The organism is Lentibacillus populi (assembly GCA_014642895.1).
In the GTDB taxonomy this organism is placed as follows: domain Bacteria; phylum Bacillota; class Bacilli; order Bacillales; family Amphibacillaceae; genus Lentibacillus_C; species Lentibacillus_C populi.
Genome location: BMJD01000004.1, coordinates 70129 through 90621, shown reverse-complemented (window position 1 = coordinate 90621; position 20493 = coordinate 70129). Strand labels below are relative to the sequence as shown.

Here is a 20493-nt window from a genome sequence, read left to right as displayed (position 1 = left end):
CATGATATAATGGCGTAGGGAGTGAGCGAGATGACCGAGAGGAAGATCGGGCCGAATAAAAAAAAGAAGAAGAGAAACCGTTTAATATTCAGATCGATCATATTAGCGATATTATTAGTTGCCGTCGTTTATGCATTGGTATCGAATTTATCGAAGGACGAGACAAAAATTGATACAGGTGATCAAGCCCCGGACTTTACATTGGAACAAGTAAATGCCAACAATGAGCTGGAATCGATCAAACTTAGTGATCTTAAAGGAAAAGGTGTCATGCTGAATTTTTGGGCAACCTATTGCAAACCTTGTGAAGCGGAAATGCCTTACATGGAAAAGTTGTATCCAGCGTATAAGGATAAAGGGATTGAAATTGTTGCTGTCAGCTTAGATGCTACACAGCTTGTTATCGACAGATTTATTGACAAATATGATTTAACATTCCCGGTACTCCATGACACAAAAAGTCAAGTTATGGATCAATATGGTGTTGGCCCGATTCCGAGTACATTTTTCATCAATCCGGACGGTGAGGTTGTGGAAATTGTTGAAGGGGCATTGACTTTGGATAAGCTGGAAGGTTACCTGCAGCAAATTGCACCCAAATAATCGTTTTAATGTGAGGGATATGGATGAGTATTGATAAAGTAAAATGTGAGTGTGGCCACGTCAACCCGGAAGGCACAGTTCTTTGTGAAGCATGCGGCAAGCCGATTGAAGGAAATCAGCATATTGACGGTAATGATAAACAGAAATTATTAAATATGCGTTATGACGGAAGTGCCCGCAGATCACAGACATATAACAAGTCTATTATTGATAAAATATGGAGCTTTTTCTCTTCTGTCAAGGTAGGCGTATGGCTGATTGTGCTGGCTCTTGTTGCCTCAGCTATCGGAACTATTTTTCCACAAGAACAATACATACCGCCCGATGCTGTTTCGCGTGACCCTGCCGTCTATTATGAAGGAACATATGGTATATTCGGAAAGATCTACTATCAGCTTGGCTTTCACCATTTATACAGCTCTTGGTGGTACATGCTTTTGATCGCACTTATTGGTATTTCGTTAGTTATTTGCAGTCTTGACCGCTTCGTACCACTTTATAAGGCATTAAAACGACAAAAGGCCAAACGTCACGAAACATTTTTAAATAGGCAGCGGCTTTATAGTAAAACAGAAAATGTAACACAGGAAGAAAAGGAAAAAGTTATCGCTAGACTGAAAAAACAACGCTATAAAGTTCGTGATGAAAATGGACATATTTTAGCAGAAAAAGGAAGATTTTCACGGTGGGGACCTTATGTGAATCATATTGGTCTAATCATTATCCTATTAGCCGCTATATTACGGATGACACCACTTCTTTTTTCGGATGATTATGTATGGGTTCGAGAAGGACAGCGTATTGTTATTCCTTCCACAGATGGGGAGTACTATATCGAAAACAAAGATTTCATTCTTGAAACATGGGACCCGGAAGAAGCTGGTGGAAAATTTAAGGATGCCCTCGAAAAACAAGGGGCGGTCGCAAAAAACTATCAAACAAATGCAGTTATTTATAAAAAGAAGGGTGATTCGATTCCAGGCGAAGAACCGGATCTGGAAAAAGTAACAGAGGGCGAAATCCGGCTGAATCAGCCACTAAAATTTGACAAATATACCTTATATCAATCGGGTTATCAGCAGAATGAATTTACCAGTATGGCTTTTAACATTTTAAGATCCGATGCTAAAGATGAAGAATATAAAAATTTGACGTTTAAGCTGCATACAACTGATGAGGAAAATGATAAAACGCTTGGGACTTTTACGATTGATTTGAACGATCAAAAAGAAGTGTACAAGCTTGATAATGGTTTTCGTGTGCAAGTTGAAGAATACTATCCCGATTATTATTTAGAAGGCGGCAAACCGGAATCGCATAGTGATAAACCGCGAAATCCAGCATTTGTGTTTTTCGTTTCTCCACCAGATAGCGATAAGTCTGAAACAAGTTTTGTCGGATTGGACGGCAGCATTTCAGCAGCTGGAGAGGATTCTCAATATCAGCTGGATATTGAGGATTACAAGCTTAAGGGTGAGCTTGGCACGTTTAAAATTGATTTAAACGAACCAAAATCAGAATATGAACTTAATAACGGAACAAGGGTAGTCATTGATGAGTATTATCCTGATTATGCTGAGGAAGATGGGCAAGCAATTTCAAAATCCAAATATCCGAGAAATCCGGCTTTCGAATTGTCGGTTTATCCACCCGACAGTGACAAAGCAGAGAAGAGCTTTGTTGGTATAGGTAAAAATGACCCGATGACAAAAGGGAATCAATACAGGCTTGGACTGGCCGGCTATGAACTTCATGATGTTAGTGGAATTCAGGTGAAAAAAGATTACACCCTTCCATTTTTTATTCTTGGAGCAATCATCTTTATGATTGGTGTAGTTCAAGGTATGTATTGGCATCATAGAAGAATTTGGATTCATCCGAAAGATAACGGATTGCTTGTGGCTGCCCACACAAACAAGAACTGGTTTGGGATCAAGAAAGATATTGAAAAAGCCATTGAAGGAACCAATATTAATATGGTGGTTGATCAACAGGAATTGGAAGATTGATGGATTAGAAAAGTGCAGCGGGTCAGCGCATTTCAGGTATAAAGGAGGATTTTTATGGATTATTTAAAGATTAGCAGCTCAGCGTTATATACCGCATTTTTCCTATATTTGATTGCTACCATTTTCTTCGGAGCAACGATTAAGGACGACAAGAAAAAGCGGAATCAAGGGGTGTCAGGGATAATCGGAATCACCCTGACCTTGGTCGGATTTGCGGCACAGCTTGTTTATTTTGTGACAAGATGGCTCGCCAGTGGACACGCTCCCGTCAGTAATATGTTTGAGTTTGTAACATTTTTTGGTATGGGAGTTGTCTTGGCGTTTATTATCATTTACTTTATTTATCGGTTAAGCATTTTGGGATTATTCGCTTTGCCGATTGCATTGATTCTCATTGCCTATGCAAGTATGTTTCCGACGGAGATTTCGCCATTGATATCATCGTTGCAAAGCCATTGGTTATACATTCATGTAACCACTGTATCAATAGCACAGGCCATCTTGTCGATCAGTTTTGTAGCCGGTTTGATCTATCTGATTCGCCAAATTGATCAATCAACGGCAAGTAAACGTACATTTTGGCTCGAAGTTATTTTATTCGGGCTGTTCATTTTTATTGGATTTAGTGTATCAGGTGGTATATTCAAGGCCATGGATTATCATGCTGAGTTCCAATATATTGAACAAGGAAATGAAACAACAACCGATTATCAAATGCCTGCAATCGTGGGACCTCATGATAGTAAATTATTAACACAGGATGTTATGAAGCCATGGTTTGCAGCACCTTCCTGGATGCATGGGGCAGATGCGGGACGTAAATTTAATTCGGTTATCTGGTCTGTGTTTACAGGACTGATTATCTATCTCATTTTCCGTTTGATTAGCAGAAAAAGAGTCGGTGCTACCATACAGCCATTACTCAAAAAAGTTAGCCCAGATTTACTGGATGAAGTGTCTTATCGAGCCGTCGCAATTGGCTTTCCGCTCTTTACCTTGGGTGGCTTGATTTTTGCTTCTATTTGGGCGCAAGAAGCCTGGGGGCGCTTTTGGGGATGGGATCCAAAAGAAGTATGGGCGCTTGTAACATGGTTCTTCTATGCAGCGTTCTTACATTTGCGCCTTTCCCGAGGCTGGCATGGGGAAAAATCGGCTTGGCTGGCAGTGGGCGGCTTTGCGATCATTATGTTTAATCTGATTGCCGTAAACCTGATTTTAGCCGGTCTGCATTCGTATGCGTAGGTTTACAAATTACGGGAAATAACGTAATGTTTCTGAATGAGTTGTAAAAATGGTTCAGCGTTTTCTTATACTTTTTGCGCTCGTTCATTTATACTTTAAATAGGTATAGGTGGGGAGTGAATTTCATGGAAACAAATGCAAAAATTTTAGTTGTAGATGATGAGGATCGGATCAGACGATTGATTCGCATGTATCTGGAACGTGAAGATTTTGTTGTAGAAGAAGCAGACAACGGAAAGGCTGCCTTACAGCTAGCCTTAAATAATAATTATGATGTTATTTTGCTTGATATTATGATGCCTGAGATGGATGGGATCGAGGTTTGCCAGGAACTTCGCAAGGAAAAAACGACACCTGTCATTATGTTGACAGCAAAAGGGGAAGAAGCAAACCGTGTGCAGGGGTTTGAGGTCGGAACAGACGATTATATTGTTAAACCATTTAGTCCAAGGGAAGTAGTTTTACGGGTAAAAGCGCTGCTGCGCCGCGTTTCCGCTGCAGTGGTGAAAGAGGATGACTCCGTTCCGAAAAATTTGCTCGTATTCCCACATCTAACGATTGATAAAGACGCACATCGTGTCACCGCCGATGGGAAAGATGTCAGTTTAACACCGAAAGAATATGAGCTGTTATGCTTCCTGGCCAATAAACCTGATAAAGTATTTAACCGGGAACATTTGCTGAAAGAAGTATGGCAGTATGAATTCTTTGGTGATTTACGTACTGTTGACACACATGTAAAACGATTACGTGAGAAACTGAATAATGTATCAAAAGAAGCTGCGAAAATGATTGTAACGGTTTGGGGCGTTGGCTATAAATTTGAGGTAGATGATGCATAATGTTTTGGCGTAGCGTTGTAGGGAAACTAGCAGTAACAATATTATTGCTAGTTTCCTTTGTATTGTTTATTCTGACGATTTTACTGCTGGAGTTTTTTGAAAACTTTCATATCCATGAAGCGGAAAAGGATTTAATGCAAACAGCAACCAAAGTTTCCTATATGATTGAGCAATACAATAACGATGATTTACTTTATGAAACAACAGACCGAATCAAAGACCCATCAAGCAGGGTGGCTATTGTTTATCAGGATGATGGACTATGGGTTTCCCCTAGTAACAATGACAATTTATCCAAGCTGACCGAAAAATGGATTAATAATGACAAGGATTTATCCGGTGTCCTAACAAACCAGGAAAAAATAAGGAAACAAACCATCATCCCTGGAACAGATGTAGAAATTATGATTGTCGGTATACCTGTGTCAAATGATGAAGCCGTCTTTGTTTATCAATCATTGGATGTTGTTGACCAAACAAAAGCAGAGACAACAAAAATCATCTTTCTGGCGGCAGGCATTGCAATTATTTTAACAACCATTTTTGCCTTTTTCCTATCGACAAGAATCACCTCCCCATTGATAAAAATGCGGGAAGCCGCTTTTGACTTGACAAGGGGTGAGTTCAATACAAAAGTACCAATCTTAACCCACGACGAAATTGGGGAGCTGGCGATGGCCTTTAACCGAATGGGAAGGCAGTTAAAGTTTCATATTAATGCATTACGACAAGAGAAAGAGCAGCTATCCGGAATTGTAACTTCGATGGCGGATGGCGTTATCACAATGAACCGGAATGGCGATATGATTGTCACCAATCCACCTGCAGAACGATTTATCCAGGATTGGTATTTTGAAAATAGTCTCCCGGTAAATGAAGAAAATCGAAAGCTGCCGAATGAATTGAATCAGATCCTTCAAGAAGTTATTCATGGTGAAAAAGAGGCCTTGAAGGAAATCAGCCTACAGGGGCGAAATTGGGTAATGATCATGACCCCTTTGTACGATCAGACATATGTACGTGGAGCTGTTGCAGTCATCCGTGATATGACGGAAGAGCGCCGGCTGGATAAATTACGGAAGGATTTTATTGCCAACGTATCACACGAATTACGTACACCGATTTCCTTGTTACAAGGGTATAGTGAAGCAATAGTGGACAATGTTGCCGAGAGCCCTGAAGAAAAGAATGATCTCGCGCAAATTATTCATGAAGAAACACTCCGAATGGGCAGGCTTGTCAATGAATTGCTGGATCTTGCCCGAATGGAGGCAGGCCATATTCAACTGAATCTAGAAACTGTTGAAGTGGAACCGTTTATTGATCGGATCCTGAAAAAATTTAAAGGTATCGCGGATGATAATGATATTACATTAAACTTGACGAAGAAAATAACAAAACCGGTTGTCAATTGTGATCCGGATCGAATTGAACAGGTATTTACCAATTTGATTGATAATGCAATTCGCCATACGGGTCTTAATGGCTATGTAAATGTAACGGTGGAGTCAACGACTGCGGAACTGCATGTAATGATTGAAGATAGCGGAAGTGGTATACCAGAAGATGATCTGCCATTTATTTTTGAACGTTTTTATAAAGCAGATAAATCAAGGGAAAGGAATGCCAAGAAAAAAGGAACCGGATTAGGGTTGGCAATTGCCAAGAATATTATTGACGCTCATCATGGTACGATTTCTGTCCAAAGTAAATTAAATCAGGGAACCACGTTTATTTTTAAGGTTCCAGCAGATTTTAATGATTAGTAAAGATGTTCAACATAACCATTTTATGCTATCATTTTACAGGGAAAGACAACTGAATACATTTTATCGAAATTGGTGCACAAGCTTAAAAGGGAATCCGGTGAAGAACCGGAACTGTCCTCGCAACTGTAAGTGATGTACGAAATAAGGATATCCACTGTATCAAGTATATGGGAAGGCCTTAAAGTAGGTTATCATCACAAGTCAGTAGACCTGCCAATTTTGATTTGTTTCAATGCTTCGGGGGTATAAGTGATTGAGACGACCGATTCCATGTACTATATTTTTTCGTGTTTCGATTGTCTTATCAGCTAACTCTTATCAGGGTTAGCTTTTTACATTGATTAAAGAATACACAGGAGGTTGGAGACTATGAAGAAATGGCTTTTATATCTAGTATCATTCGTTGTAATTGGTAGTGTATTAGGTGGATGCGGTACGGGGGAAGAAAGCAGTGAAAAAGCTGCAACTAATGATAAGCAAACAGAACAGCAAAGCGGGGATCAAGCAGCAACCGAAAAAAATGAAGAAATGGTTACCATTACGATTTCAAAGGATAAAGAAACAGAATACATCGATGAAAAAAAGATACCAATTGAAGATGGGGCGGTATTGATTGATGTAATGGAGGACAACTTTGCGATTGAGACCGATTACGATGGGGGATTTATTACGTCAATCGAAGGGGTTGCACCGAAGAAGGATGAACAAAAGGCATGGATGGTTTTTGTTAACGGTGAAATGGCTTCAAAAGGTGTGAAAGATATTAAATTATCGCCTGGCGATAACGTATCCTTTGACTTGCAAGCATGGGAATGAGATAAGTGAATACGTATAAATTAACGTTGCTCGCATTACTTGCAGCACTTGCAGTCGCAGGAAGATACGCGTTTGCGTTTCTCCCCAATGTTCAACCTGTGACATCGCTTGTTATTATCTGCGGTTTATTTCTTGGTCCTGTTGCTGCAATTTTTTTAGCAGTGTTGACCACGTTTCTGTCCAATATGATGCTTGGTATGGGTATTTGGACGATTTGGCAGGTTGTGTCGTGGGCAATTATCGGGTTGCTCAGTGGGATTTTAGGGAAGCTTCCATATAAAATTCCATTATTAGTAATCGTGGTCTTTTCTATATTTTGTGGTTATTTTTATGGGTTTGTTATTTCATTGACAAACTATCCTATTACTGGAAAGTTCATTCCGTATTACTTGGCAGGATTGCCATTCGACACCTATCACGCGATTGGCAATGCCGTGTTTATGATCATGCTTTATCCGATACTAGCTCACTTTTTTAAAGGCTATATTACAAAACGATTATAAGATGATCTATAATACAAAATAGCTAACCTGACACAAGATTTGGGTTGGTATTTTGGCAGATAAGAAAAAACTTTCTTATCCTGCATAAGTGCAACTAAGGCATTCGCCCAAAAGCTTGGCGAATGCCTAGTTTTCTAATATTTTTTTTATTATACTTTAGAAAAACGTAACATTTTAACGAGCGCAGACGACTATATGGGTGAACGGGGGATCTCGATGAAGGTCGTTTTTGACGAACTGTATGATAGGTATCATCAGGATTTGTATCAATTTATATTTTATATGGTGAAAAACAAAGAAACAGCAGAGGATCTGATTCAGGAGGTTTATCTTAAAATTTTAAAATCCCTCGGTACATTCAAGGGGGACAGCAGTGAAAAAACCTGGATATTCGCCATTGCCCGCCATACAACGATTGATTATTTTCGCTCACAAAAACGGAAGCGAAACCGTATCTCTGAGTTTTTTGACTGGTATGGACAGGGGCATTTACTTGAGGATGAGGAGCCATTGCCCGATGAATTAGTCGTGCTTAACGATGAAATGCAAGCGATCTATCGGTGTCTCGATAAATGTACGATTGATCAAAGGAGTGTTTTATTATTACGGTACATAAATCAGTTTTCTATTCAAGATACCGCAGATATATTAGGATTCAGTATCAGCAAAGTGAGAACAACCCAACATAGAGGGTTGAATGTTTTACGAAAATATCTGACAGAAGATCAGAAAGGGGGAGATGCATCATGAAATCATCCAAAAAGGACGACCAGCATTTGCAGGATTTACTCAAACAGCTGCCATACATAAGCGATACAACGGATAAAGACGAATTGTTGGCACGCATCTCCCAGAAGCCAGCTGAAAAGGATTCACCGAAGCGTAAAAGGAATACACGCCATATTCCTGTTTTCGTTTCACTGCTAACCACTATTATTATCCTTGTGATCGTTCCGTTTGCCCTTTACAGCAGTTCGCCTACAGAAGAAAAAAGTTCATACAATGAGGCATCTGATCAAGCAACTTCCGTAGAGAGCGGACAACATGGGGATGAATCAGGCATGGTTGCGGAGGAGTTTGCAACAGAACAAGGCAGTCCAAAGACACTAAGCGATAAGCCTCTTGAAAGTCATGTGCTCCAGAATAAAGGTGAAAAGTCGATCATGTATGGTACCATTCAAGCAACGATTGGCAATAATGTGATCCCATTAGCTCTAGTTTTGCCTGAAACACAGGAAGGTATTGGCCTGGATGTGGTCAAGGATTATTTACAGGAGCAAAAATGGGGGATTGATGCTGAAACGTTTCAAACTGCAGCACAACCTGTAACGGATAAAGCAAGCTATTACTTATTCCGTGCTCCTGGTGCAGATAGAGGTTTTTTGATTCCCATCGTTCTGGACACCCAGACATCGATTGCTGCTGCGTTAAATGAAATGAAACAAAATCGGGAAGCATCACATGTTTACCGCACCATCCCAACAGAAATTCAGTTTTCCGTATCAACTGAAAACCAGCTGGAAATTACGTTGTCCAATAATGCAGCACTGCCCAATACACAGGAAGGTATAACGATGATTGACGCTATATTGATGACAGCGAAAAGTTTCGGATATGCATCCGTAACATTTCACAATACGAAGGTAAACCAAATAGGCGATTATGATCTTTCCAAGCCGATAAAGGTTCCAAAAGCTGTCAATCCGATTACGATAGATCGTTAAAAGGTCATCTCGTGTTAAAAATATGTACAGAAATGAACAAAATGACAGAATACTATTTTTTGACTTTCTCTCCAAAGCAAATTATGATAGTTGTAAATGGGATGAAATCTGATCGGGAATAGGATTTTAATGGATCAGGAACCTCATCTATAGTCACTTTCGCAGAAATATAATAAATAAGGGTGAGAATGACTACGCTTAGAGCTGCTTGGCATTATCATTAGGGAACGCTCATCAAGATTTTGCTCGTCAGATTATCCGTAACACCTTGGGGAGAAACGCGTTGGTCGCGGTAAATGCAGTCGCATATAACCAGGCTGTTCTCATCTGAATAAACCAGGAGACAGCCTGGTTGGATTATGGTTCTTCATATTTTAACGGATCGCCTAAAAATGGTTTGTCAGCAATTTTAATGGAATCGGTCGGGCATCCTTCATAGGCATCGTACATATCTTCCTCCAACACTTCGGGGACTTCGGTGGTACCTTCATTATCGTCTATTACAACGAAGGCTAACCCTTCATCATCGTAGTCATATATATCAGGCGCTGAAACACCGCAAGCACCACACGCAATGCAAGTTTCTTTATCGACAATTGTATATTTCGGCATCCATCTTCCTCCTAGATCTTAGCGGCAGACCATTCTCATTTATTGTAAACCGGTTTTCCCTTCATTTCAATAAAGGGAACCGATCTTCACATAAAGTGAAACTTCATTCAGTGGGAGGGTGCGCCCTGTTGAAGCGAGATAACATTTCTATTTATAAAGGGGACTGGAAATTGCTTATTGAAGGGCTTATTCTAAAATGCTGTGAGCAGATTAAAGCGAGACGAACAACTGCAGCGATATTTCATATTTTAACAGGAAAAAAGTCGATTCAAACCGTTCAGGACACACATCTTTACGATTTAGCGCTATTTTATGGGATTGATAAATCATTACGAAAAAATACATTTCATGAATTGATCCGCCACCTCGAACAAAAGGCCTTGATTTCGGTTGATGAATCATCCTGTTTTCAACTGACGAGTCAAGGGGATCGATGGCTCCTGGAACACGAATCCAGATTAGCTTTGAACCATTTCAACGGGTTAAGCTATCATGCACTGGCACCTGTCTTTTCCGAACGGTTATTACTATTGGTTCAGATCTTAACGAACAGCAGCATGCAAAACTATTCTTTTATTCCAATTGTCGATAAAAAAACTGTACAAGTCTGGGTGAAAAGCTTTTACAAAACGTTAAAATGGAATGAAACTACTTATTTGCATTATTTGCATGATGAATTACATACATTATTAAGCATGCTACCGGATAAGGAAGCAAGTATATTTGTTGATCGGCTTACAGGATACAGGTCCTATGGAAAAAGCATGCAGCAGTTGGCTTATCGCTATCAAATCCCGTCGATGGACATCAAGCTCGTATGGACGTGTATTATTCATCGTATGTTAAGCGTTATCCAATCTAAACCAACTGATTACCAGCTCTTACATGCTATCATTCAAGATGCAGAACAGCGATCTTTTATAACTGAATCAGCCAAGCATACGCATCATCTGCTGCAGCGTCATTATTCGGTCGAGACGATAGCTGCAATGCGCAAGCTTAAGCGTAATACGATATATGATCATATCGTTGAAATTGCCTTAGTTGATTCGACATTTCCCGTATCATCGTTTGTTACGGATGAACAGTACAATGAAATAATAGAAGCTATTGAACGGACAAAAACTTACTCGCTGAAGCAATTAAAAGATGCAGTGGCCGATGAAATCAGCTATTTTCAAATCCGCCTCGTGTTAGCAACGATAAAAACAAAAAAGGTGAAATCATGATAGAACAGTATACATTGGAAAAAAGTTTGCAACAGCATTTTGGTTATTCGGAATTTCGGATCGGTCAAAAGGAAATTATCGAAGAAGTGATGAAAGGGAATGACGTCTTAGGTGTTTTGCCGACAGGATCGGGCAAATCATTATGCTATCAGCTGCCCGCTAAACTTTTAACCGGAACAACGATTGTCGTGTCACCACTAATATCTTTAATGATTGACCAGGTTAACCAGCTAAGGGCAAATCAGTTTAAATCGGTTGTTGCATTAAACAGTTTTATGGATCCGAACGAGCGAAGGCAAGTTTATCGCAAGCTCTATGACTATGATCTGATTTATGTTTCACCGGAGCTATTACAGCAAGAAGAGCTCATCATGCTTTTAGAGAATATCAATGTTTGTCTGTTTGTTATTGATGAGGCACACTGTATTTCACAATGGGGACATGAATTTCGCCCAGATTATTTAAAGCTGAGTACGATTATCCGGAAATTCAACAATCCGGCGATCATGGCGTTAAGTGCTACCGCGACAAAAGATGTCCAGAATGATATTGTGCATTATCTGGAACGGCCAAATATGGTGAAACATATATTTCCAATTGATCGGGAAAATATTATTTTTTCTGTCAAGCAAATCAACGATGATCAGGAAAAAATAAAGCTGCTGGTAAAATTGTTTAGCCGGTATACTTTCCCGGCACTCATTTACTTTTCCAGCCGGCAGTCAGCGGAGGTAACAGCCAATCTTCTGCAAGGAAAACTCCCGGACCAGCGTATTGCCTTTTACCATGGTGGAATGGACCAAATGGATCGAATCGCTGTCCAGCAGCAATTTATGAATGGCCAATTAGATATTATTTGCTGTACCAGTGCATTTGGCATGGGAATTAATAAAAGCAATATCCGGCTCATCGTCCATTTTCATCTACCGTCACAGCTGGAATCCTATATTCAGGAGGTAGGCAGGGCAGGAAGGGATGGTAATCCAAGTTTAGCCCTGCTTCTTTATACGGAAACGGATGCATTCCTACCTAAAGGTTTAATTAAGAAGGAGCTTCCTTCGATCAATCAATTGTCCTTTGTTTTTCAGCAATTAAAACAACTTTATGAAAATGGACAAGCTCTCAACGGCAATTCATTGGAACTTGCGGAAATGTTTCAGCTTAGTGAAATTCAATGGCGATTTTTGCACAATCAGCTCGAAAAACATGGTATGATAGTAAAAAATCAGATTGTTTACCATCGTGAACGCTGGCGGCAAGGATTTGCTGCAATTCGTGACTATATTGAGGAACGTGTTTTATTTAAGGATCGAAAACTAGCCGAAATGATTGGCTGGGCCGAGGAAGAGAACTGCTTACGAGAATATCTGTATCAACATTTTCAGGACTCGTTTAAAAGGCCGGCAGATAAATGCTGCAGTAATTGCGGATTTTCCCTTTCAATATTGGAACCGGCACATGTACCGCATGTTAAACGAATCAATTTATCATGGCAGGAGAAATTACGGAATTTATTAATTGCAGGAGATGACAATGGTAAGCCAACGTGAATTGATCAAGCGAATGTCTGATCGTGAATTAACCAAACAATTGATGCTATCCCAGTTATTCTTATTTATCCTCAGTTTGGTTTTAAGCTTTATTCTATTTAACAACATGGCACAGTGGTTTCAGTATTTTCGTCTGGATGGACATGAGCTATTAGTGTACGGCGTTATCCCGGGATTGATCATTGTTACGGTTGATGTTATTTTAATGGCTGTTTTGCCGGAGCATTATTATGATGATGGCGGGATAAATGATAAAATTTTCAAAAATAGATCGGTTGGCAGCATTTTTATCGTGGTACTGGTCATTGCTTTTGCAGAGGAATTGCTGTTTAGAGGTGTATTACAAACAGCCTTTGGGTATGTAACAGCTAGTACGATTTTTGCACTTGTTCATATCCGCTATTTAAAAAAACCGGTTTTATTACTTTCTGTTCTTTTCGTAAGTTTTTATCTGGGGTTTTTATTTGAACGTACCGGGAATTTACTGACGACAATGACGGCACATTTTATCGTTGATTTTTTATCGGGACTTATCATCCGGCTCTCGAAAAAGAGGTGTTAAAAATGGTAAACCAAATGAATGAAAAAAATGAAGATCAGGCTGCAGAATTAAGAAAATTAGTTGACCAGATTCAGGATGAGGAATTACCCGCAGAAGAAACCGATCTGAATAGACAAGCGGATATGGAGCAAATAGGTAAAACAGAAGACCGGGAAATTGATGTTTTAAATTTGCCGCCGCGAAAAGAAGTACACAGTAAAAATAACCAGGCTGCACATATTAAAATCAGTGGCCCGTTTGTTAGGCTATTGGTTGTATTGCTTCTTATTCTGGCAGTCTTAACTGGTCTTTACTTTGTGTGGGGAGAGGAGCTATTCAACCTGTTCGGAAACTGAATTTTCCCGTGAAAAATGTGCCACAAGCCATGTGGCACATTTATTTAAAAATAAACCTTCTTATCACGTTCCTCTTTCAGTATTTCAACTGCCTCCCGGAATCGCATAGAATGCACAATTTCCCGTTCCCGTAAAAATTTTAGTCCGTCATTTAAATCCGGGTCATCTGACATGTTGATAATCCATTGATAGGTTGCCCGCGCTTTTTCTTCCGCTGCTATATCTTCATATAAATCCGTAATTGGATCCCCTTTTGCTTGAAAATAGGTTGCTGTAAATGGCGCTCCTGCTGCATTATGGAAAAACAATGCTTTGTCATGGTCTGCGTAATGTGCGCCTAAACCGGCCTCCTTCATTTGTTCGGCTGATGCGTCTTTGGTTAATTTATATACCATTGTTGCAATCATTTCCAAGTGTGCTAATTCTTCCGTACCAATATCATTTAAGACGGCAATCACTTTATCAGGAATAGAGTATCGTTGGTTCAGATAACGCAATGCTGCAGCAAGCTCGCCATCGGCACCGCCATATTGTTCGATTAAAAATTTTGCTAGCCGGGGATTACATTCACTTACTTTTACCGGATATTGCAGCTTTTTTTCGTAATACCACACAAATGATTTCCTCCTATCAGTTAGAAAATACAAAAACGTTAACTTATACCTGCCATGGCCATGGGGTGTCGTCCCAGTCCCACGGGTAATTTGAATAACTTCTTCCAAAGCCCATTAATGGACCAAACTTTTTCTCAAACTGAACCTTTAATTCTTTACTACGCTTTACATTGTTATTGAATTGTTCGATTGCATCATAATCGTCCGGATGGGTATTCAGGTAATGATTCAACTCAACCAAAACGAAATCAACGGCTTGAATTTCTTCGAGTAACTGATAATATTCAGGTGGAAGCTGTTTACTCATCCTGATCACCCCTTTTATGCGGATCTGGATAAGGACTGAACAAGGCAGGCCATAACGTACCGCAATATAAAGCTTCTCTTGCTGTACCATACTGGTCCAACCCTTTTGGCTGGAAGGTAATATAGACTTGTGGAGGGGTGTTATAACTTTTTACTCGCATCGGTGGACATGGATCAAGTGGGCTTATATAGGGCTTCCAGTATTTATACTGTGTAAACATCAAAATCCTCCTTTCAAATAGGCAATTGTTTACTCTTCCATATGTATGATTATCATACTTTGTCCTATTCCATGATAAACATAAATATAAAAATATGGTATGATCACTATACAAAATGGAAAGGGAGCATGTTCATGGCTTATTTTATTATAGGTACCGTTTTGTTATTGCTTTTCCTTTTTTATATGGTTTATCAGGCACACCATGATACGGTAGAATATGAAACAATAAATGATCCGGAGTTACCACGCGGTTTTGACGGCTTTCGGATATTTTTCATTTCCGATATTCACCGGCGGGTCGTTCGGAAGACCACGTTACAATCAATTACGGATAAAATGGATATGGTTGTTATCGGAGGGGACACTTACGGAAAAAGGGGTCCCATTAAACCGGACAAAAGAAAATATAAAAAGGTTAAAGTTTCTTCATGCCCCGATTTATTTTGTATGGGGGAATAATGATTATGAAGCGGACCCAGAGGCGATATATAAATTACTGTGTGAAGTTCTAGCTAATGCACATCATAATATTACGACTGAAAATAACGGATCAATCAGTGTGTTAGGTCTTGATTGCTGTTATTACAAGGAGGCGCGTCTTGATTTAGCCATGGAAAATAGCGCAGGGGAATACTACATATTAATAACCCACGCACCAAAGGCGTTTTATGAATTAACAACAGAAGATCAGAAAAATATAAACCTTGTTCTGGCAGGACATACCCACGGTGGGCAAATTCGTATTTTCGGGTTTGGATTATATCAAAAAGGTGGGCTTGAAAGATATGATAAAACAAATGTACTCGTGAGTGAAGGCTATGGTTATACCGGATTACCATTTCGCCTCGGGACAAAGGCGGAATGTCATGTTATAACATTGAAGTGCTAAGCTGAACCGGGATGGAGGCGGAGTGTTGGACACCAGCTGCTGGACGCAGCTGACCTGGTTGTATAGTTATCCAGTTCCCGGACAGCAGGAAATAATGGGTTCTTTTCAAATAGTTCAACCAATTGCATAATGTGCATATGCTGTAGTAAGCAGATAAAAATGAATGAAAGTTGAGATCCAAATTAGGCTATACGCTTTTAGTAAAGGAGGATACGAAATGCGAATAGAACGAGTATCCGATAGTCAATTTACTATCTTTTTAACATTTGATGATTTGATTGAACGAGGTTTCACAAGAGAAGATCTATGGAAAGATGCAACTGGTGTCAGAAATTTATTCAGTGATATGATGTATGAAGCTAGCTCCGAATTAGGTTTTGAATTAGGAGGAGTACTGCTTGTACAAGTTCATTTGATGCAGGCACAGGGCATGCATGTAATCGTAACACAAAAAAATGAAACTATAAATTGGGATGAGGATTTTGTCGAAATGAAAGTTACCTTGGATGAAAGCAAAGAATTAATATTTTCTTTTGATGAGTTCGAGGATATTATACAGGTGGCATCTTACTTACGGACAATTTCGATTGATGGAGGCAAAGTTTATCACATGGATGACCGGTATTATATGCTGCTGGAAGACGCCGATTTAAATGGTAATAATAAAGAACAAGTCATCGCTATTATTCTTGAATTTTCATCACCAAGTATCATTACGTCAACACGACTAAAGGAATATGGAAAGGTTATTATGGATACGGATGCAGTAAAACGAATTATTAACATATTCTATTGATCCCGTTAGTTTTGTTATTGTTCAAGTGCTCCATCCGGTTAGATAATCGGAAAAAGGTGTAGCCTGCTTTTGGTTTATCGAATGAAAAAAGTTTAAAATAAGCGTTTGACCATTAAAAATTTAACGCGGATCAGGACGGGGAAACCGCTTCCATTTTCTTTTGAAGAAAATGAAGGTATTTTATTGCATATTTATTATGAAAGTGTATACTAATCTCTGAGTACAGCTATTATATAAAATATTTATGGATATTCTAGGAGGTAAATTCATGGTAGCCGATAAAGCAGCAGATTCTACCGAGGAAAAAGATAGTCAAAAACTGGATGTATTAAGTTCAACACGAACTGTTGTAAAAAATGCGTTGGATAAGTTGGGTTACCCTGATGAAGTATTTGAATTACTAAAAGAGCCGATGCGCATGCTGACGGTTAGAATTCCGGTCAGAATGGATGATGGTTCAATCAAAATCTTCACTGGTTATCGCGCTCAACATAATGATGCAGTAGGCCCGACTAAAGGTGGCGTTCGCTTTCATCCTGATGTTACAGAAACAGAAGTTAAAGCGCTGTCGATTTGGATGAGTTTAAAAGCAGGTATTGTTGATTTGCCATATGGTGGGGGTAAAGGTGGAATCATTTGTGATCCACGTGAAATGTCGTTCCGAGAGCTTGAAGGATTAAGCCGTGGATACGTTCGGGCCATCAGTCAAATTGTTGGACCGAATAAAGACATTCCAGCACCAGATGTGTTTACAAATTCACAAATTATGGCGTGGATGATGGATGAATACAGTCGTATTGATGAATTTAATAATCCAGGTTTTATTACGGGTAAACCGATCGTGCTTGGTGGCTCGCACGGGAGAGAATCTGCAACTGCTAAAGGTGTTACAATTGTCATTAATGAGGCCGCGAAGAAAAAGGGAATCAATGTAAAAGGGGCAAGGGTAGTTGTTCAAGGTTTTGGTAACGCTGGAAGCTTTTTATCTAAATTTTTACATGATGCAGGTGCCAAAGTAGTAGGTATTTCCGATGCCTATGGTGCGCTTCATGATCCTGATGGACTTGATATCGACTATTTATTGGATCGAAGGGATAGTTTCGGTACCGTTACCAAACTTTTCAATAATACGATTTCCAATAAAGAATTGCTTGAATTGGATTGTGATATTCTCGTACCAGCTGCGGTTGAGAATCAAATAACAGAAGAAAACGCCCATAATATTAAGGCGAGTATTGTAGTAGAAGCAGCAAATGGACCTACTACATTAGAGGCGACAAAAATTCTGACGGAACGTGGTATTTTGCTTGTCCCAGATGTGTTATCATCCGCCGGTGGTGTGACCGTTTCCTATTTTGAATGGGTACAAAATAATCAAGGATACTACTGGGCTGAAGAAGAAATTGAAGAGAAGCTGGAAACGATTATGGTCAAGTCGTTTAATGCCATATACAATACTGCCCAGACAAGACGCGTTGATATGCGCCTTGCAGCATATATGATTGGTGTTAGAAAAATGGCAGAAGCAGCAAGATTCCGTGGCTGGGTGTGATAGCTGAAGTCGGAGGCCAGAGGTCAGATTGGAACAACCAAATTGAATGACGGGAAAACTCTTATCATGTATAGTTGTATGGTAAGAGTTTTTCTTTTTTATAAGGTTTGAAAAGGAAGTGCGAACGATGCAAACAGAACATACGATTATTATCGGTGGAGGCCCATGCGGGCTGTCAGCCGCAATTGAATTACAAAGGCAAGGCATTACACCGCTTATCATCGAAAAAGAAAATATTGTCAATACGATTTACAATTTCCCTACCCACCAAACATTTTTTAGTACAAGTGAACGATTGGAAATAGGGGATAGGCTATTTATCACAGAAAAGCAAAAACCGGTAAGATTGGAAGCTTTAACTTATTATCGGACGGTTGCACAGCGGGAAAGTCTGCGGATCAATCCATATGAAAAAATAGTAAAAATTGAAAAACGGCAGGACACATTTTTCTTGAAATCGGAAAAAACAGATGGGGAATCACTGGATTATCAAGTGGAAAATGTTATTATTGCTACCGGTTATTATGATCATCCGAATTGGCTGCATGTACCTGGGGAAGAAAAGGCGAAGGTAATGCATTATTTTAAAGAAGGTCACCCATACTTCAATAAAGATGTTGTTATCATCGGCGGGAAAAACTCAGCCGTTGACGCTACTTTGGAACTTCACAAAGCGGGTGCTCGTATTACCGTATTGTACCGGGGCAGTACTTATTCGAAAAGTATCAAACCATGGATATTACCGGAATTTGACTCATTGATTCGTAAAAATATTGTAACGATGGAGTTTAATGCGGACGTTACCGAGATTACAGATGATGCGGTTTATTATTCGGTAAATGGTGAAGAAAAACAGATTAAGAATGATTTTGTATTTGCGATGACCGGCTATCGGCCCGATCACCAATTTCTGAACGATACGGGCATACTGGTTGATGAAGAAGATGGCCGGCCTTATTTCAATGAGGAGACTATGGAAACGAATATCCCGGGAATTTATGTCGCTGGCGTTATCGCTTCAGGCTATAATAATAATATCATTTTTATCGAAAATGGCCGTGATCACGGGAAATTAATTGCTAATTCAATCGCAAAGAACAAAGGCGGGAGCGCCCGTTAAGCCATGTATGGGCTGCACTCTGCCAAGAAGAATCGGGATGGCTGCAGCATACAACCATCCCATTTTTCAAACCCTCACAAAATATTCTTTTAAGGAATCATAATCATGATGGGCTTGTTCCAATGCAATTAGTAATTTAATTCGTGCTTTTGGACCATTTAGACCATTTGCCAAAATAACGCCCATTTCTTTTAATTGCTTCCCACCACCCTCATATCCGTAAGTCGGCTGAACTATACCTTGATAACATCTCGAAACAAGGATTACGGGGATTTGCTTAGCAATCATTGTTTTAATCGATGGAATGGTGTTTTTTGGTAAATTTCCCTGGCCGAGTCCTTCCAGTACAACTCCATCCGGTTTTGTCTTTCGAACAGCCTCGATTAATTGGCCATCCATACCTGCATAGGCTTTTAATAAAAAGACATTCTTCGTTATCTTGCTGACAGGGTAAGTTTCCCTTGCTATAATCGTATGATGAAAAATGATCGAATCCTTGGTAATAATTCCAATCGGTCCATATTGCGGGCTTTGAAATGTCGCTACATTGCTTGTTGATGTTTTGGTAACATTGTTTGCGGTATGGATTTCATCATTCATGACGACTAACACACCTTTTCCTGCCGCATTACCTTCAATCGCCACCCGGATAGAGCTGATCAAATTATAAAGTCCGTCTGAACCAATTTCATTACTGGACCGCATCGCTCCGGTTAGAATAATGGGTTTTTCTGTTTGGACAACAAGATCAAGAAAATAGGCTGTTTCTTCTAACGTGTCTGTCCCATGTGTCACAACAATACCATCATAAGTCGAACTGTTTCGGTCAATTAACCGTGCCAGCTCCAGCATATGCTTCGGTGTAATTTGCGGCGAGGGTAGTTTAAATGCAATGATTTCATCCACATTGGCCAAAGTCTTATAATGATCGGCTAAATCTGTTAAGGGATGATCGTTAGTCGTAATAACTTCACCGGTTTCTTTATTTTCCAGCATGGAGATGGTACCACCTGTATGAATGATTAATATTTTTTTCAAGAAAATCACCAACCAATTTTCATATTGATATAACTGACAGTTTTCGAGGCCTTATCCAAGTAGCTTCTTATTTGTACCCCCCGAAATATTTTTCCTGTTTTCAATCCCGCTACTTAATGATACGATAACAGTACCATCATTGGAAAGAGGTATTTCGTC

The 20493-nt window shown here is 39.6% G+C and carries 22 protein-coding genes and 1 riboswitch; of the genes, 17 read left to right on the top strand and 5 right to left on the bottom strand.

Annotated features, from left to right (window positions below; translation table 11 throughout):
* The first annotated feature begins 30 nt into the window (after positions 1-30).
* The 9 genes from resA (at position 31) to IEX12_RS04490 (ending at position 9508) form a co-directional block, all read left to right on the top strand.
* Positions 31-603, top strand: a complete 573-nt coding sequence (gene resA, locus IEX12_RS04530) for a thiol-disulfide oxidoreductase ResA (RefSeq protein ID WP_088050504.1) — start codon at positions 31-33, stop codon at positions 601-603.
* Positions 604-632: 29 nt separating this feature from the next.
* Positions 633-2612: a cytochrome c biogenesis protein ResB gene (resB, locus tag IEX12_RS04525; RefSeq protein ID WP_188724753.1), complete on the top strand. Its 1980-nt coding sequence runs from the start codon at positions 633-635 to the stop codon at positions 2610-2612.
* 54 nt (positions 2613-2666) lie between these two features.
* Positions 2667-3854 (top strand): c-type cytochrome biogenesis protein CcsB, encoded by a 1188-nt coding sequence (ccsB, locus tag IEX12_RS04520; RefSeq protein ID WP_088050503.1) that lies wholly within the window; start codon positions 2667-2669, stop codon positions 3852-3854.
* A 125-nt stretch (positions 3855-3979) separates the two neighbouring features.
* Positions 3980-4696: a response regulator transcription factor gene (locus IEX12_RS04515; RefSeq protein WP_088050502.1), complete on the top strand. Its 717-nt coding sequence runs from the start codon at positions 3980-3982 to the stop codon at positions 4694-4696.
* Positions 4696-6462, top strand: a complete 1767-nt coding sequence (locus IEX12_RS04510) for an ATP-binding protein (protein ID WP_088050501.1) — start codon at positions 4696-4698, stop codon at positions 6460-6462. Before IEX12_RS04515 ends, IEX12_RS04510 begins: the two co-directional genes overlap by 1 nt.
* Before the next feature lie 56 nt (positions 6463-6518).
* A riboswitch (cobalamin riboswitch) is annotated at positions 6519-6697 on the top strand.
* Positions 6698-6834: 137 nt separating this feature from the next.
* Positions 6835-7281 carry a DUF4430 domain-containing protein gene (locus IEX12_RS04505; RefSeq protein WP_088050500.1) on the top strand — a complete coding sequence of 149 codons (447 nt, stop codon included), beginning with the start codon at positions 6835-6837 and terminating at the stop codon, positions 7279-7281.
* Positions 7282-7286: 5 nt separating this feature from the next.
* Positions 7287-7784 (top strand): ECF transporter S component, encoded by a 498-nt coding sequence (locus IEX12_RS04500; protein WP_088050499.1) that lies wholly within the window; start codon positions 7287-7289, stop codon positions 7782-7784.
* Positions 7785-8000: 216 nt separating this feature from the next.
* The gene (locus IEX12_RS04495; RefSeq protein WP_088050498.1) at positions 8001-8534 is read left to right on the top strand and encodes an RNA polymerase sigma factor SigX; all 534 of its coding nucleotides are present in this window, start codon (positions 8001-8003) and stop codon (positions 8532-8534) included.
* Positions 8531-9508: a hypothetical protein gene (locus tag IEX12_RS04490; protein WP_188724735.1), complete on the top strand. Its 978-nt coding sequence runs from the start codon at positions 8531-8533 to the stop codon at positions 9506-9508. The genes IEX12_RS04495 and IEX12_RS04490 overlap by 4 nt, the downstream gene beginning before the upstream one ends.
* 357 nt (positions 9509-9865) lie before the next feature.
* Here the strand turns inward: IEX12_RS04490 and IEX12_RS04485 are convergent, their stop codons facing one another.
* Positions 9866-10120: a ferredoxin gene (locus tag IEX12_RS04485; RefSeq protein ID WP_188724734.1), complete on the bottom strand. Its 255-nt coding sequence runs from the start codon at positions 10118-10120 to the stop codon at positions 9866-9868.
* A gap of 128 nt (positions 10121-10248) precedes the next feature.
* Here IEX12_RS04485 and IEX12_RS04480 point away from each other — a divergent pair, with 128 nt between their 5' ends.
* The 4 genes from IEX12_RS04480 to IEX12_RS04465 are packed head-to-tail and all read left to right on the top strand — an operon-like array spanning position 10249 to position 13796.
* A complete protein-coding gene (locus IEX12_RS04480; protein WP_188724733.1) occupies positions 10249-11349 on the top strand; it encodes a YpbB family protein in 1101 nt (366 codons plus the stop codon).
* Positions 11346-12899 (top strand): RecQ family ATP-dependent DNA helicase, encoded by a 1554-nt coding sequence (locus tag IEX12_RS04475; protein WP_088050494.1) that lies wholly within the window; start codon positions 11346-11348, stop codon positions 12897-12899. Before IEX12_RS04480 ends, IEX12_RS04475 begins: the two co-directional genes overlap by 4 nt.
* A complete protein-coding gene (locus IEX12_RS04470) occupies positions 12883-13461 on the top strand; it encodes a CPBP family intramembrane glutamic endopeptidase (RefSeq protein ID WP_286170918.1) in 579 nt (192 codons plus the stop codon). Before IEX12_RS04475 ends, IEX12_RS04470 begins: the two co-directional genes overlap by 17 nt.
* A gap of 2 nt (positions 13462-13463) precedes the next feature.
* Positions 13464-13796, top strand: coding sequence for a hypothetical protein (locus tag IEX12_RS04465; protein ID WP_155554368.1), 333 nt, complete (start codon positions 13464-13466; stop codon positions 13794-13796).
* Between the two features lie 44 nt (positions 13797-13840).
* On the opposite strand, the gene IEX12_RS04460 is transcribed toward IEX12_RS04465, so the two are convergent.
* From IEX12_RS04460 to IEX12_RS04450, 3 genes are read right to left on the bottom strand one after another with little or no spacing between them, the layout of a single operon-like run.
* Positions 13841-14410, bottom strand: a complete 570-nt coding sequence (locus IEX12_RS04460) for a manganese catalase family protein (RefSeq protein ID WP_088050491.1) — start codon at positions 14408-14410, stop codon at positions 13841-13843.
* A gap of 43 nt (positions 14411-14453) precedes the next feature.
* Positions 14454-14717, bottom strand: a complete 264-nt coding sequence (locus IEX12_RS04455; RefSeq protein WP_088050490.1) for a spore coat protein CotJB — start codon at positions 14715-14717, stop codon at positions 14454-14456.
* Positions 14710-14937: a spore coat associated protein CotJA gene (locus tag IEX12_RS04450; protein ID WP_088050489.1), complete on the bottom strand. Its 228-nt coding sequence runs from the start codon at positions 14935-14937 to the stop codon at positions 14710-14712. The genes IEX12_RS04455 and IEX12_RS04450 overlap by 8 nt, the downstream gene beginning before the upstream one ends.
* Positions 14938-15192: 255 nt before the next feature.
* Between IEX12_RS04450 and IEX12_RS04445 the strand changes: the two genes are divergently transcribed.
* The 4 genes from IEX12_RS04445 (at position 15193) to IEX12_RS04430 (ending at position 19296) form a co-directional block, all read left to right on the top strand.
* Positions 15193-15828, top strand: a complete 636-nt coding sequence (locus IEX12_RS04445) for a metallophosphoesterase (protein ID WP_140392719.1) — start codon at positions 15193-15195, stop codon at positions 15826-15828.
* 217 nt (positions 15829-16045) lie between these two features.
* Positions 16046-16624 (top strand): genetic competence negative regulator, encoded by a 579-nt coding sequence (locus IEX12_RS04440; protein ID WP_102415147.1) that lies wholly within the window; start codon positions 16046-16048, stop codon positions 16622-16624.
* A 268-nt stretch (positions 16625-16892) separates the two neighbouring features.
* A complete protein-coding gene (locus IEX12_RS04435; RefSeq protein ID WP_088050485.1) occupies positions 16893-18176 on the top strand; it encodes a Glu/Leu/Phe/Val family dehydrogenase in 1284 nt (427 codons plus the stop codon).
* Positions 18177-18303: 127 nt separating this feature from the next.
* Entirely contained in the window at positions 18304-19296 is a 993-nt protein-coding gene (locus tag IEX12_RS04430; protein ID WP_155554702.1) for a YpdA family putative bacillithiol disulfide reductase, read from the top strand.
* Positions 19297-19362: 66 nt separating this feature from the next.
* On the opposite strand, the gene IEX12_RS04425 is transcribed toward IEX12_RS04430, so the two are convergent.
* Entirely contained in the window at positions 19363-20334 is a 972-nt protein-coding gene (locus IEX12_RS04425) for an asparaginase (protein WP_088050483.1), read from the bottom strand.
* Positions 20335-20493: the final 159 nt, after the last annotated feature.

Coding starts and splice junctions, on each gene's coding strand:
- IEX12_RS04510 (WP_088050501.1), top strand. CDS start 4,696: ATGTTTTGGCGTAGCGTTGTAGGGAAACTAGCAGTAACAATATTATTG.
- IEX12_RS04475 (WP_088050494.1), top strand. CDS start 11,346: ATGATAGAACAGTATACATTGGAAAAAAGTTTGCAACAGCATTTTGGT.
- IEX12_RS04455 (WP_088050490.1), bottom strand. CDS start 14,717: ATGAGTAAACAGCTTCCACCTGAATATTATCAGTTACTCGAAGAAATT.
- IEX12_RS04435 (WP_088050485.1), top strand. CDS start 16,893: ATGGTAGCCGATAAAGCAGCAGATTCTACCGAGGAAAAAGATAGTCAA.
- resA (WP_088050504.1), top strand. CDS start 31: ATGACCGAGAGGAAGATCGGGCCGAATAAAAAAAAGAAGAAGAGAAAC.
- ccsB (WP_088050503.1), top strand. CDS start 2,667: ATGGATTATTTAAAGATTAGCAGCTCAGCGTTATATACCGCATTTTTC.
- IEX12_RS04440 (WP_102415147.1), top strand. CDS start 16,046: ATGCGAATAGAACGAGTATCCGATAGTCAATTTACTATCTTTTTAACA.
- IEX12_RS04490 (WP_188724735.1), top strand. CDS start 8,531: ATGAAATCATCCAAAAAGGACGACCAGCATTTGCAGGATTTACTCAAA.
- IEX12_RS04495 (WP_088050498.1), top strand. CDS start 8,001: ATGAAGGTCGTTTTTGACGAACTGTATGATAGGTATCATCAGGATTTG.
- IEX12_RS04450 (WP_088050489.1), bottom strand. CDS start 14,937: ATGTTTACACAGTATAAATACTGGAAGCCCTATATAAGCCCACTTGAT.
- IEX12_RS04470 (WP_286170918.1), top strand. CDS start 12,883: ATGGTAAGCCAACGTGAATTGATCAAGCGAATGTCTGATCGTGAATTA.
- IEX12_RS04505 (WP_088050500.1), top strand. CDS start 6,835: ATGAAGAAATGGCTTTTATATCTAGTATCATTCGTTGTAATTGGTAGT.
- IEX12_RS04515 (WP_088050502.1), top strand. CDS start 3,980: ATGGAAACAAATGCAAAAATTTTAGTTGTAGATGATGAGGATCGGATC.
- IEX12_RS04430 (WP_155554702.1), top strand. CDS start 18,304: ATGCAAACAGAACATACGATTATTATCGGTGGAGGCCCATGCGGGCTG.
- IEX12_RS04465 (WP_155554368.1), top strand. CDS start 13,464: ATGGTAAACCAAATGAATGAAAAAAATGAAGATCAGGCTGCAGAATTA.
- IEX12_RS04485 (WP_188724734.1), bottom strand. CDS start 10,120: ATGCCGAAATATACAATTGTCGATAAAGAAACTTGCATTGCGTGTGGT.